Origin of the sequence: Paenibacillus sp. FSL R10-2771, assembly GCF_038000205.1 — a bacterium.
Classification (GTDB): Bacteria; Bacillota; Bacilli; order Paenibacillales; family Paenibacillaceae; genus Paenibacillus_AQ; species Paenibacillus_AQ phytohabitans.
This window is the reverse complement of the sequence record NZ_JBBOBM010000001.1, coordinates 6,094,300-6,106,375: the sequence shown is the minus strand read 5'-3', so window position 1 is coordinate 6,106,375 and position 12,076 is coordinate 6,094,300. Positions and strand designations below refer to the sequence as shown.

The following is a 12,076-nucleotide window of genomic DNA, read 5'->3' as shown; positions in this document are numbered from 1 at the left end:
CAGGAAAAAGGAAAGCTATGGTAGAATATAAAAATGTATGAAACGGGTTGCTGATACAGTGATAAGGTTAATATAGCTTGAACTGAAAGAGACAATATTAAGATGGGAGTAGCGGAGGGGAAGTTTGGAACTGTAGGAGCGGTAGCGTCCGCCTGAAAGCTTTCCGTAGGAAAGCTAGCATCGGAAGCATAAGCAGTCTGCGGATTTCCACCGCAAAAGCGGTATGAATCAAGAAATCTGCAGACAACAGCGGCCGGAAGTCCAAACATTCACCGCAGTTACGGCTAACATCTGCATTGGAGCCTCTTCAGTTCTTCTATTAGTCACCTTATCCGAAAGCGCAAGTCCGTTTCATCCAAACCGACGAAAGGAAGTGAAGTTATGCCGAATACGGCAGAAGTTGTGAAACCTGTGGCCAGCCTGATGGGGGTTACCAAAAAGATCGGCTCCAAAACGCTGATCAATGACTTGACCCTCGATATTCCGCCCGGGCAAATCTTCGGATTCCTGGGTCCGAACGGTGCCGGTAAAACAACTACCATCCGCATGATGGTAGGGCTTATTTCCATTAGCCGCGGGGATATTCTCATCTGCGGACGCAGTATTAAAGACCATTTTGAAGAGGCGATAGCGAATGTAGGGGCTATTGTGGAGAATCCGGAAATGTACAAGTTCCTTACCGGATACCAGAACCTGCGCCAGTATGCCCGCATGGTCCCCGGTGTGACCAAGGAGCGGATTAGTGAAGTAGTAGAGCTGGTAGGTCTCGGCCAGAGAATCAACGACAAGGTTAAGACCTATTCTCTGGGGATGCGCCAGCGGCTGGGTGTGGCCCAGGCACTGCTGCACCGGCCGAAGCTGCTGATTCTCGATGAGCCGACCAACGGGCTGGACCCGCAGGGCATCCGTGAGCTGCGCGATTATCTGCGCCTGCTGTGCCAGAAGGAAGGTACTACTGTTTTTGTCTCCAGCCATTTGCTTGCTGAAATGGAACTCATGTGTGATAGTGTGGCGATTATCCAGAACGGCCGCCTGATCGAAGTGAAACAGCTTAAAGCTGTAGGCAATGTGCTGGTGCCGGTGGGTGAGACCCTGTTCGAAGTAGATCAGCCTGAAGCTGCGCTGGAACTGATGGGCCGTGGTGTGGTGAAGGACGGGGGTATTGCTGTAGAGGCGGTGCGGGAGGAAATTGCCGAGCTCAACGCAAAGCTGGTGGCCGGCGGAATTAAAGTGTACAGCATCAAGCCGCTGTTCCGGTCACTGGAAGATCAATTCTTGGAGATTACAGGAGGTGAAGGCATTGGGTGAGTTCGCTGCTCTCATACATAATGAGAATATCAAAATTTACAGACGTCTGCGGACATGGATTATGCTGTTCATTCTGGCGGTTATGAGTGCGCTGTTTCCGGCGCTAATCCATTTCACCAGCGGAGGCAATGAGGTAACGATCGGTTTATGGGACAGCTTCCAGACTACCGTAGCGATCGCTTTTTTCCTGAACACCATCTTCACAGCCCTGGTGGCTGCTGACTCCGTTGCGGGCGAATTCACCTGGGGAACGATTAAGCTGCTGCTGATCCGCCCTTGGAGCCGCTCCAAAATCCTGCTCTCGAAATATATATCGATGGTGCTCTTCAGCTTGTTCAGCACTCTGCTGCTGATCGTGTTTGGTTATGGCTCAGCCCTGATTTTCTCGTCCTCGGCCGTGGATTCGATAGGGGGGCCGACGATGGCCTGGAGCCAGGGAGAATACGTTTTTCTGACGATTATGTGCGCCTACATTGAGCTGTTTCTCACAGCAGCCATTGCCTTTATGATCTCCAGCGTATTCCGTTCCAGCGGCCTTGCGATTGTACTGTCGCTGTCCATCATGTTCACCAAAGATATCTTTATCGCCATCTTCAGCCCGGAACGGTATGAGTGGGCCAATTATCTGATTTTTGCCCATATGAATCTAAGCGGTTATCTGCTGTCGGACACCGGCCCCGGAGGCGCTACGTTAGGATTCGCAATTGCTGTCCTCGCGGTGTATTACGTTATTTTCATGCTCGTCTCTTGGGTTGTATTCCGTAAAAGAGATGTCGCAGCTTAATGTGGTAAAAGGCTCTACAAGGACTGGAAGCAAGCATATGCGGGGTTATGCCCGCTCAGCCTGCTTCCAGTTTGTTCTGTTTATGGGAACCCCGCTTACCTGCCTTGTCCGTAGAACCATCTGCCTGAAGCCCGCCCGCTGTCTCTGTGGCGGGCTGTTCGGCCATGGCTACGGACCCGTTCAGCACGCTGCCTTCCATAATACTCAGTGCGCCGGCTGCGATATTACCGTGCAGCTGTCCGGTTTCGGTCATGATCAGCTTCTGGTTGGCGGTCACGTCGCCGTAGACCCTGCCGGCAATAATAACCTCCTGCGCCTTAATGCTGGAGTGGACCGTTCCCTGTTCGCCGACCGTAACTGTCCCCTGGCACAGGATTTCCCCGCTGAAATTCCCTTCAATCCGCAGATTGGTATCGCAATGGACTTTACCTTCAAGTGTGCCTCCATGTCCGATAAGTGAATCGGTCGATTTATATGGAGCACTTTGTTTGCGTTTGTTCCACATGCCTGCATTCCTCCTTGTATTCTTAAGGTTTAACATAATTCAGCGGATTCACCGGCTTATTCTGCTTCACAACCTGGAAATGGAGATGGGGACCTGTGCTGCGTCCGGTATTGCCGAGCATACCAATTTGCTCCCCTTTGCTGACCTTGTCACCGGGCGAGACCACCATGCCGTTCAAATGCATATACCAGGTTTCCAGCCCGTTCGCATGCTTGATAATGATATATTTGCCTCTGGCGCCCAGCTGGTCGGCAGAAGTGACCACACCTTCCATCGCTGCGTATACAGGGTCACCGATGCGGCCGGCAATATCGATTCCGGAGTGGTAGGCAGAGACCCCCTTGAAGGGATCGGAACGATAACCGAAGCTGGAGGTGATCACCTTCGAGCCTGTGGGCCAGAGGACAGCCGGGGCCAGTCTCGCTTTTTCTTCACTTGCCTTCTTGGCCTGCAGGTTAGCCTCCAGGGTGTTGGCTTTTTCGGCCTCTGTAATTGTAGTGGAGATACGGCTGACCATTTCCTCCAGCATCGTTTTTATTTCTTCGTAGTCGTCTCTTGTTTCCTGAACCAGCTCCAGCGGGTCATTGGCATATACAGCGATGTACTCCCCGCCGACCTGGGGGGGCACTGTACTTCCTAATGCAGCGGTAACTACCCCGAAACGGAAATCAACTGCAGACAAAGTGCCGGAAGAGGTGTCTGATGGATGCTCTGCAAGGAACGGAGCCGTACTTGAACGGCTTATGGTTCCCTTGACGTCTCCCTTAGTTCCGCTTGCAGCAACTTTGGCTGATGCGGCAATGAACGGCTGGCTGCTTGCGGCAGAAGCTGCAGAGGCAGTGGGTTCATTGTCTGTACCGGAAGAAGAGGTCGTCTCTTTCTCAATCAGCGACTGCAGCTGCTGCTCCAGTTCAGAGACACTCTTCAGCTTGTCTTTAATGCTCTGGGCTTCCTCCGAAAGCTCGGTCACCTGGCTGCGGAGCTGCAGCAGCGCCTGGTCCTTGTCGGCGACCTTGAGCTCCATCCGGATATTCGTCAGCGATAGTGCCGCAGCTTCGGCTTCCAGCTCGGAAATGGACCGGGAGGCATGAATATGCATGGAGGTGACCAGACTGGAGAGAGACAGGGCAGCCGCAGCAGGCAGGGCGAAGGCAAGCGGCTTGGACAGCTGCAGCTGTCTGACAGGCCGTCCGGCCTCACGGACGACGAGCAGCGTAATCTTTTTATGATCGGGCTGACTCTTCATAACATCTCCTTCCTGCGGCCTTTAGCAGCCGCGTGGTATGAACTGAGTGAATCCAACATTGCTATAGAGCGGGGCTCATCCGATTCGTCCTACTACTCTATGTATTCCATTCCTCTGGCGAACATGACAACGGTTTGCTTGAATAAAGAAGGAGAGTTACGGCAAGACCTGTAGTAGATCATCTTCAATAACATAACTTTTAGGAGGTCCGGGATGAGGATATTCGCAGTTATCTTAAGTCTTTTTATCATACAGATTGCCATTATCGTTATATCGGAGTTCCGCCGTCCGCAGAGGGCACTGGCCTGGATATGCATTACCTTCTGCTGTCCGCCGCTGGGGCTGCTGTTCTATTATTTCCTCGGGCGGGATTATTGGCAGAGCCGGAAGCTTGGCAAACGGTGTGTGTCCCTGCTGCGGGAGATCCGCGCCCATGTTGCCGGCAAAATCCATATCGTCAAAAGCACGGCAGAAACCGGAAATCCGGGGTTTGAGAACCGTAAAGAACTGCTGCATTTGCTCTCAGGCCTGTCAGAAAGCCACATTACAAGCCATAATCAATGTCAGGTGCTCAATAATGCCGGGGACGCCTATAAGGCGATGCTGGATGTGATGGAGAATGCGCAAGAGCATATCCACATGGAGTTTTATATTTTCCGGGATGATGATATTGGCAGGCAGTTTCAGGAGATTATGATCCGCAAGGCGCGTCAGGGGGTTAGGGTGCGTCTGCTATGTGATGGGCTTGGGAGTCATCAGCTGAGCCGGAGATTCGTGAATACGCTCAAGAACGCAGGAGTGCAGGTTCACTTTTTTCTGCCGCCGCTTACTTCGCTGCTGGACCGCCGCTTCAATTACCGCAATCACCGCAAGATACTCGTGGTTGACGGGCTGACGGGCTTCACCGGGGGAATGAATGTAGGTGATGATTATCTGGGAAAAGACCCCAAGATGGGCTATTGGCGAGATACGCATCTTCGTGTTGAAGGGGATGCAGTGTATCATCTGCAATATGTGTTTCTCAAAGACTGGAGACTGGCAGCCGGTGACACTATGAGCCATCCGCGGTTTTTTCCTGTTCATGCCTGCAGCGGGCCGGATGCTGTGCAGATTGTAGCCAGCGGGCCCGATGGGGCGGTGGATGCCACACAGGAAATGTTTTTCGCTTCACTCTGTGCGGCGAAGGAGCGCATCTGGATGACCTCCCCGTATTTCATTCCGGACCCGGCCATTTGCCGGGCGCTCAAGAATGCGGTGCTAAGCGGAGTGGATGTGAGGATCATTATCCCGGCGAAGCCGGACAACAAGCTGGTGTATAAGGCAACCCTGTCTTACCTTGAGAATCTGCAGGATGCCGGAGTGAAGTTCTACCGCTATACAAGAGGCTTCATGCACGCCAAAGTGATGATTATTGATGACGTGCTGGCAACGGTAGGCAGTGCGAATCTGGACATGCGCAGCTTCTATTCCAACTTTGAACTGACGGCTGTTCTGCTCCGTCCGGCGATTATTGCGGAACTGGCAGAGGACTTCAGCCAGGACCTGAAGCACAGCGAATTCATCGATCCCAAAAAGTTTAGGGAGAGAGCGCATAATGTCAAACTGATTGAGGGGCTCTGTCAGCTCTTATCGCCGCTTTTATGACATAAAAGGTGAAGTAAGCATCGTTTATCGAAGGTTATATCATGTTCCATGCGTTATTTGAGCTTCCTTTATGATATAATAGGAATATAAGAAGCAAAGGGGAGAAAGCGCAGCTGTGAAGTCTGCTTTCGTATACTTCTTAGATATACTATTTATAGGGGGAGTTCTATGACTGTAAGCCAACAAATCTTTACGAGTGAGGAACAGAAGAAGCCTCAGAAATCAGGAGCCTTCAAGACAGCGAAGCTGGCCCAGCGGATTGTGATGATTGTCATCGGAGCGGCCATGATGTCTGTTGCGCTTGAGATTTTTCTTGTTCCCAATGAGTTGATTGACGGCGGAATAACCGGTATTTCCATTATGTTGTCCCATATTTTCAATATACCTCTGGGTATTTTATTGACACTGCTTAACCTGCCGTTTCTGGTGATCGGTTATAAGCAGATTGGTAAGACCTTTGCCTTATCTACTTTATTTGCTGTAGTTGTAATGTCCATTGGGACGCAATTGCTCCATCCTGTGAATCCGATTACGGTTGAACCGCTGCTTGCCGCAGTATTCGGTGGGGTTATCCTCGGGGTCGGGGTCGGACTCGTGGTACGTTATGGAGGATCGCTTGATGGTACTGAGATTGTGGCCATCCTTGTGTCCAAGAGGCTTCCGTTCTCCGTAGGGGAAGTTGTAATGTTCTTCAACCTGTTTATTCTTTCCGGCGCGGGTTTTGTCTTCGGCTGGAATAATGCGATGTTCTCGCTGATTGCCTATTACATTGCTTTTAAATTAATAGATATTACACTTGAAGGTCTGGATCAGTCGAAATCGGTATGGATTATCAGTGATAAATTCCGTGATATCGGTGAAGCATTGACGGAGCGTCTGGGACGCGGAGTGACGTATCTGGATGGTGAAGGCGGATTCTCCGGCGATAACAAGAAAGTTATCTTTGTAGTCATTACCCGTTTGGAAGAAGCCAAGCTTAAGTCCATTGTAGAAGATTGGGATTCCGACGCATTCATCGCGATCGGTAATATCCATGATGTCAAAGGCGGCCGCTTTAAGAAAAAAGCAATCCATTAGCGAGTACGGTATAACCGGAGCGCTTCCGAAGGAAGGTATATTTACGAACGTCAGAGTAATCAATGCGGCGGCCTGTGCTTGCTGCGCCGTATTCTCATATATAATACCTTCCGTCCATATGCTGGACGCCAAATAAGCCCGCAGCCTAGAGTATAGGTAACTGCGGGCTTATTGCTGTCTTCAGGGCCATTCTCAGGGCAGCTTGGCAATAATATCACCCACCGGCTGTGGAGGGACCTGGGCGATAAGATCGCCCATCCGGGCCAGACGCTCCTCAATGTTCAGCAGATGGTAATCGGTAGGCTTGACGTTACGCTGCACTTCCTCCCACAGGAGGGGCGTTGAGACGGTTGCCAGCGGACGGGCCCGCGGGGTGTATGGGGCAGCAAGAGTTTTCCCGCCGTAATGCTGGAGGTAATCGAAATAGATTTTGTCCCCGCGGTTTTTCTTCAGGCGCTCCAAAGTGAACAGATCGGGACGCTTCTCCGTAACATAGCGGCCGACGAAATGGCCTACCCGGCGCAGGCCGTCGAAGGTGACTCCCGGCTCCACCGGAACAATGATCTGCACACCGGTGGCACCGGAGGTCTTGGGTACAGAGGCCAGTCCCAGGGACTTCAGTACCTCGCCCACCGTAGCGGCTGCCTCCATAATACGCGGCTCGACCTCAAGCGAGGGGTCCAGATCAATCATCCATTCGCAGGGGAGCTCACTGCCCGCATAATGCAGCGAGGGATGGAATTCGAGCGCGGCCAGATTGCCGAGCCAGAGCAGCTCCGGGAGCCCCTGCAGCACAATATAGGTAATATTCTCATGAGTTGCTGTATGCACGAATTCCGGCAGCGGCTCCGGGGCATTCTTCTGATAAAAGGACATCCCCGGTACACCGTGGGGGTAGCGGATTACCGTAAGCAGGCGGCCTTGGCAATAGCGCAGCAGATAAGGGGAGAGCGCAGCCAGCTTCTGCAGATACACCTGCTTGGTGATGCCGCATTCAGGCCATAGCAGCTTATCCGGGTTCGTAATGCTGATCTCATGTCCCCCTGCGGTAATGGAGCCTCTGATCGTCTTCGGCATGCGGCATCCTCCTTGTATAGTTATACGAGCTTGAGGCGTAGTCAGGTGAGACTTTAGGCAAGGCTCAGGCAATGCAAGGCTCGTGCAAGGCTTAGACTAGACATAGTCAAGGCTCAGACAGGGCTCAGGCAAGACTTAGGTAAGGCTCGGGTAAGGCTCAGGCAAGACTTAGGCAGCTCAGGTAAGGCTCAGGCCCGGTGATCCCGTTACTACGTCTGTGTTCTCTGGTCCATGCGGCAGGATAGCGGAGGGAGCTCTACCTGGGATTGTATAACCGGCTGGCGGAAGGTTCCGGAAGTATTCCATTCCAGATAGTGCAGCTTGAACACCAGCTCAGGCTTAATCCAGACCGAGCCTTTACTGCGCTGGGGCAGCTCTGCAAAAGGCATCTGCTCTGTGATCATGCCGCTGATCTGTGCGGTCAAATTCCGCCAGTCCTGTACGGTCATTTTGCCCGCTCCTGCATGGCCGATATAGTGCAGCTTGCCTGCATCATCATACAGTCCGAAGAGCAGGGCGTTAACCAGACCGTCACGGAAGGTGACGCCGCCGGCTACAGCAGTGACATCGGAGATGATTTTGCATTTCTGCCAGCGCTTGTCCTTGCCTCCCGGGGCATAGGTGCTGGTGAGCTCTTTGCATACAATCCCCTCCAGCCCGCCCTTCAGAGCGGCAGCGTACAGCTGTGCGGGCTGATGGTAGCTTGGCACATTCTGCACATGGGGATGCGGCAGCAGCATTTCACTTAACATCTGCTGCCGCCGGGACAACGGCTGGTCCAGCAGCCAAATGCCATTGCAGTAAAGGATATCAAAGACCATGTAGAGCACCGGCACCTGCGGGCTTACAGCCCGGATCGCTGCTTCATTCTTCAGGCTGTCCCTCCGCATCACCTCATGGAAGGAGGGCTTGCCGCCGCTGAGCGCAATAATCTCACCATCGAGAATGACGGAACCGGCCCGGCAATACGACTCCGGTCTGGCAAGCTCAGGATACTGCAGTGTGCGCCGGTTGCCCCGCCGGTTGATCAGCTCGGCATGGCTTCCATCGTAATAGGAGAGCATCCGCACGCCATCCCATTTGATCTGGGCGATCCACTCCTCGCCCTCCGGGAGCCTGGAGGCCAGCACGGGCTCGAATGGAATAACCGGCTGCAGCGTAAGCGGACCGCCAATAACGGGAGGTGCGGATGACCTGCTCCTAGGCACCGGTTACCTTGCTCTTGGCCGCCCGGCGTTTCGGCTTCGGAGCGATGACCGGAATCGGGCCTGTTGCCTCGTTAACTGCCGGCACTCCCGGTTCAGGGGCAGGGGCTCCGGAGGCTTTGGCCTGTGCCGGTTTTTTCTTGCCGGCCGCAGCAGCCGCCCGCGGCTTCTTGCCTGCGCCTGTTCCTGTGCCGGACAGTGAAGGCCCGGGATCGGACGGAATGTGTTGTACAGCTTCGATACTGGCCTGCAGGGCAGCCATCAGATCGATGACATTATTCTCCTGGCGTGCCGGAGCAATATGGAATTCCTCACCGGCGATCTTGTGCGTAATCAGGTCAAGCATCCGCTGGCGGTAATCGTCCGTGTATTTAGCGGGTTCAAACGGTGTGGACAGCTGGGAGATCAGCAGCTTGGCCATATCCAGCTCTTTGTCGTTCACGATCCCCGGCTCCGGCAGACCGGGGACCTGCGATACCGGACGGACCTCGTCCGGGTAATAAATGGTTTCAATCGCCAGGCAGTCGGCGAGGACGCGGATCGCAGCCAGACTGCTTTTGGAGCGGATGGAGATTTTGGCGATCCCGATTTTTCCGGTCTGGCGCATCGCCTCCATGAGCAGACGGTAGGCGTTGGTACCGGCCTGATCGGGAGACAGGTAATAGGTTTTTTGGAAATAAATCGGGTCGATCTCCGTCAAATCCACAAAATCAAGAATCGTAATGCTCTTGCTGCTCTCCTCGGTTAACTGATCCAGCTCTTCCTTATCGAACAAGACAAACTTGCCCTTCTCATATTCGTAACCCTTGCCGATCTCTTCCCAGGCCACTTCCTTCTCGCACACGGGGCATTTACGCACATAGGATAGCGGGCTGCCGCATTCTTTATGGATGTAACGCAGCGAAATATCCTTGTCTTCCGTAGCGGAGAACATTTTGACCGGAACATGCACAAGCCCGAAACTGATGGCTCCTTTCCAAACGGTATGCATGAGAATCGCCTCCTGAGTATAAGTGCTGTTTATAATTGCTGTATCATGAGTTCACGATTAATATGGCTTAGTATGACGCGATGGGGCTTTTTCTAGCCGGATGCATTATTTGCGATTCATGGGAAAAAATAAAGCCGTTCAGCATACGCATTGCACAGTGAATGAGACATTCATTGCTGGTCATTGCTGGATAGTCATGCCAAGGGAGGCCGTTATGGAAAAAGAGCGGAACAACTGGAGCGACGTCCTGTCCGAGCAGGATATCCCGGTGGAGGCTGTCGATTGGGAGAGCATTATTGCGGAGCCCGGGGAAGAGGAGCTGTACGGCGAAGCCGGACTGCTTGATGCTGATGCGACCATAGGTGATCTTTCTGCAGAAGATGAGGATGAATAGGGAGGCGACAAAATGGATGTGAAACGTGCGGGGGATATTTACGCCTCCAAGGATAGGATTGCTGTCCATCTCGATGGTGAACCGGTATGGATTGAGCATGTGGATGCTGATAACGGCATGGCCACTGTACAAGTAGGCTCCCGGCCGGATAATACACGAACCGTTGGTGTAGACCGGCTGGAGGAGCAGGGAAGCTAGATAGGCTTATGCCTCCTTAGGCAGAGGCCGGATGAGGTAGAGAAAAGGACGGATAGGAACACCGGTTGAGGAGGTATCCGATCAGCCGGTTTTTTGTAGTTTAGAAATTAAGTGATGAGCAAGTTGCTACAGCAAACCGAGCCAAATGTATGCGAAAAACCGAGTACAATTTGCGACTGCGAGGGTAAGAGAGCCAAATGTATGCGAAAAACCGAATACAATCGGAGCAATGTGTCACTGTGAAGGTAAGAAAGCCAAATGTATGCGAAAAACCGAGTACAATGTGTCACTGTGAGGGTAACCGAGCCAAATGTATGCAAAAAACCGAGTACAATATGCGACTGAAAGGGTAAGAGAGCCAAATGTATGCGAAAAACCGAATACAATTTGCGACTGTAAAGGTAAACGAACCAAATGTATGTGAAAAACCGAATACAATGTGCTAATGCGAAGGTAACCGAGCCAATGTATGTGAAAAACCGAATACAATGTGTCACTGTGAAGGTAAGAAAGCCAAATGTATGCGAAAAACCGAGTACAATGTGCGACTGCGAGGGTAACCGAGCCAAATGTATGCGAAAAACCGAATACAATGTGCGACTGCGAGGGTAAGAGAGCCAAATGTATGCGAAAAACCGAATACAATCGGTGCGACCCCCTTATCCCGGAGTCCTCCGTATAAAATCAGTACTTGTTGTAGATATGCTCTTTATTTCGCTTTTTCTCTCGGCCAGAAGAAGCGGGAGCGGTCTTCTAGGGTCAGCACCCACTCTGCAAAGGTAGCTGGCGGCAGGTTACGAAGGCTCGTATGCATTCTGCGATTGTTGTAAAAGTCCATGTACCGGTCCACCGCTTCATAGGCCTCTTCGAACGTTTCGAATGCCTCTTTGCGGAACAAATCCCGATCGATATTACTGTGGAATGATTCAATAAAAGCATTTAAATCCGGCGTTCGAGGCGGAATACGTTCATGGGTCATTTCCCAGCTTTCACACATGTCGCCAAACAGGTGGCTGACGAACTGTGGGCCGTTGTCGGTGCGGATCACAGGGCGAGCGCTGTCAGGGGCGCAGTGATGCTCCATGGCGCGCGCCAGCGTCTGGCAGGCGTGCTTGGCCTCACACGACGATCCCCGGTGGTAGCCGACGATGACACGGGTAAACACATCGATAATGCTCAGGACAAAGAAATGCCGGTCACGTCCCTCCACATACCCGTATTTAATGTCCATCTGCCAGAGCTGGCTCGCTCCTGTAATGACTCGGTTCTCCGGCAGCTTCCGGGGATGCTTAAAGCGCTTCTGACGCTGGGGCTGCAGGATATCCAGCTCCTGACACAGCCGGTAGCTTTTCTTGTGATTGAGCTTCAACCGGTGCTGGTTCCACAAGCACTTGGCCAGGAGTTTGTACCCGTACACGTGCTCTTCTCCAGCGATTAATTCCAGCAGCCATTCCTGGATCTCCTCGTCACTAATCTTTTCCCCAGACTCGTTAAAGGAGTAGCCTGGCTGGGGTCTTCCACGCCCCCCTTGAACGGCCTTTGGGGACAGTGACCTGCGTTTCTTACGGTCGTAGTACGTGGACTCTGCTAGCCCCATGAGACGCAGTACCAAAGCTGCGGTATTCCCCTGCTTAATGAACATGTCGG

12 protein-coding genes are annotated in these 12,076 nt (G+C 52.6%); 6 read left to right on the top strand and 6 right to left on the bottom strand.

Annotated elements, in window-relative coordinates; all coding sequences use genetic code 11:
* The first annotated feature begins 381 nt into the window (after positions 1–381).
* Both NSU14_RS26375 and NSU14_RS26370 read left to right on the top strand, forming a co-directional pair.
* On the top strand, positions 382–1,308 hold the full coding sequence (locus NSU14_RS26375) for an ABC transporter ATP-binding protein (protein ID WP_042134033.1): 927 nt from the start codon (positions 382–384) through the stop codon (positions 1,306–1,308).
* Positions 1,301–2,092 (top strand): ABC transporter permease, encoded by a 792-nt coding sequence (locus NSU14_RS26370; RefSeq protein WP_042134035.1) that lies wholly within the window; start codon positions 1,301–1,303, stop codon positions 2,090–2,092. The genes NSU14_RS26375 and NSU14_RS26370 overlap by 8 nt, the downstream gene beginning before the upstream one ends.
* Positions 2,093–2,147: 55 nt before the next feature.
* On the opposite strand, the gene NSU14_RS26365 is transcribed toward NSU14_RS26370, so the two are convergent.
* Both NSU14_RS26365 and NSU14_RS26360 read right to left on the bottom strand, forming a co-directional pair.
* Positions 2,148–2,597: a bactofilin family protein gene (locus NSU14_RS26365; protein ID WP_340947793.1), complete on the bottom strand. Its 450-nt coding sequence runs from the start codon at positions 2,595–2,597 to the stop codon at positions 2,148–2,150.
* A gap of 22 nt (positions 2,598–2,619) precedes the next feature.
* Positions 2,620–3,843 (bottom strand): M23 family metallopeptidase, encoded by a 1,224-nt coding sequence (locus tag NSU14_RS26360; protein ID WP_076242280.1) that lies wholly within the window; start codon positions 3,841–3,843, stop codon positions 2,620–2,622.
* A gap of 213 nt (positions 3,844–4,056) precedes the next feature.
* On the opposite strand from NSU14_RS26360, the gene cls reads away from it, so the two are divergent.
* The gene (gene cls, locus NSU14_RS26355) at positions 4,057–5,487 is read left to right on the top strand and encodes a cardiolipin synthase (RefSeq protein WP_340947792.1); all 1,431 of its coding nucleotides are present in this window, start codon (positions 4,057–4,059) and stop codon (positions 5,485–5,487) included.
* Between the two features lie 168 nt (positions 5,488–5,655).
* Positions 5,656–6,564, top strand: coding sequence for a YitT family protein (locus tag NSU14_RS26350; protein ID WP_039302151.1), 909 nt, complete (start codon positions 5,656–5,658; stop codon positions 6,562–6,564).
* A gap of 192 nt (positions 6,565–6,756) precedes the next feature.
* Here NSU14_RS26350 and ligD read toward each other — a convergent pair whose 3' ends face one another.
* From ligD to ku, 3 genes are all read right to left on the bottom strand, one after another.
* Positions 6,757–7,641, bottom strand: coding sequence for a non-homologous end-joining DNA ligase (gene ligD / locus NSU14_RS26345; protein ID WP_076242282.1), 885 nt, complete (start codon positions 7,639–7,641; stop codon positions 6,757–6,759).
* 209 nt (positions 7,642–7,850) lie between these two features.
* Positions 7,851–8,849 carry an ATP-dependent DNA ligase gene (locus tag NSU14_RS26340; RefSeq protein ID WP_340947789.1) on the bottom strand — a complete coding sequence of 333 codons (999 nt, stop codon included), beginning with the start codon at positions 8,847–8,849 and terminating at the stop codon, positions 7,851–7,853.
* Positions 8,842–9,837 (bottom strand): non-homologous end joining protein Ku, encoded by a 996-nt coding sequence (gene ku / locus NSU14_RS26335; protein WP_340947788.1) that lies wholly within the window; start codon positions 9,835–9,837, stop codon positions 8,842–8,844. Before ku ends, NSU14_RS26340 begins: the two co-directional genes overlap by 8 nt.
* A 214-nt stretch (positions 9,838–10,051) precedes the next feature.
* Between ku and NSU14_RS26330 the strand changes: the two genes are divergently transcribed.
* Together NSU14_RS26330 and NSU14_RS26325 are read left to right on the top strand one after the other, a co-directional pair.
* Positions 10,052–10,231, top strand: a complete 180-nt coding sequence (locus tag NSU14_RS26330; protein WP_076242284.1) for a hypothetical protein — start codon at positions 10,052–10,054, stop codon at positions 10,229–10,231.
* 12 nt (positions 10,232–10,243) lie between these two features.
* Complete coding sequence (locus NSU14_RS26325; RefSeq protein WP_039302140.1) at positions 10,244–10,429, top strand: H-type small acid-soluble spore protein; 186 nt, start codon at positions 10,244–10,246, stop codon at positions 10,427–10,429.
* Positions 10,430–11,138: 709 nt separating this feature from the next.
* Here NSU14_RS26325 and NSU14_RS26320 read toward each other — a convergent pair.
* Positions 11,139–12,071: an IS3 family transposase gene (locus NSU14_RS26320; protein ID WP_336103406.1), complete on the bottom strand. Its 933-nt coding sequence runs from the start codon at positions 12,069–12,071 to the stop codon at positions 11,139–11,141.
* Positions 12,072–12,076: the final 5 nt, after the last annotated feature.

What these genes read in the sequence shown, in the direction of transcription:
- NSU14_RS26365 (WP_340947793.1), bottom strand. Translation starts at nt 2,597, where the DNA reads ATGTGGAACAAACGCAAACAAAGTGCTCCATATAAATCGACCGATTCA.
- NSU14_RS26350 (WP_039302151.1), top strand. Translation starts at nt 5,656, where the DNA reads ATGACTGTAAGCCAACAAATCTTTACGAGTGAGGAACAGAAGAAGCCT.
- NSU14_RS26360 (WP_076242280.1), bottom strand. Translation starts at nt 3,843, where the DNA reads ATGAAGAGTCAGCCCGATCATAAAAAGATTACGCTGCTCGTCGTCCGT.
- NSU14_RS26325 (WP_039302140.1), top strand. Translation starts at nt 10,244, where the DNA reads ATGGATGTGAAACGTGCGGGGGATATTTACGCCTCCAAGGATAGGATT.
- ligD (WP_076242282.1), bottom strand. Translation starts at nt 7,641, where the DNA reads ATGCCGAAGACGATCAGAGGCTCCATTACCGCAGGGGGACATGAGATC.
- NSU14_RS26375 (WP_042134033.1), top strand. Translation starts at nt 382, where the DNA reads ATGCCGAATACGGCAGAAGTTGTGAAACCTGTGGCCAGCCTGATGGGG.
- NSU14_RS26320 (WP_336103406.1), bottom strand. Translation starts at nt 12,071, where the DNA reads ATGTTCATTAAGCAGGGGAATACCGCAGCTTTGGTACTGCGTCTCATG.
- NSU14_RS26330 (WP_076242284.1), top strand. Translation starts at nt 10,052, where the DNA reads ATGGAAAAAGAGCGGAACAACTGGAGCGACGTCCTGTCCGAGCAGGAT.
- ku (WP_340947788.1), bottom strand. Translation starts at nt 9,837, where the DNA reads ATGCATACCGTTTGGAAAGGAGCCATCAGTTTCGGGCTTGTGCATGTT.
- cls (WP_340947792.1), top strand. Translation starts at nt 4,057, where the DNA reads ATGAGGATATTCGCAGTTATCTTAAGTCTTTTTATCATACAGATTGCC.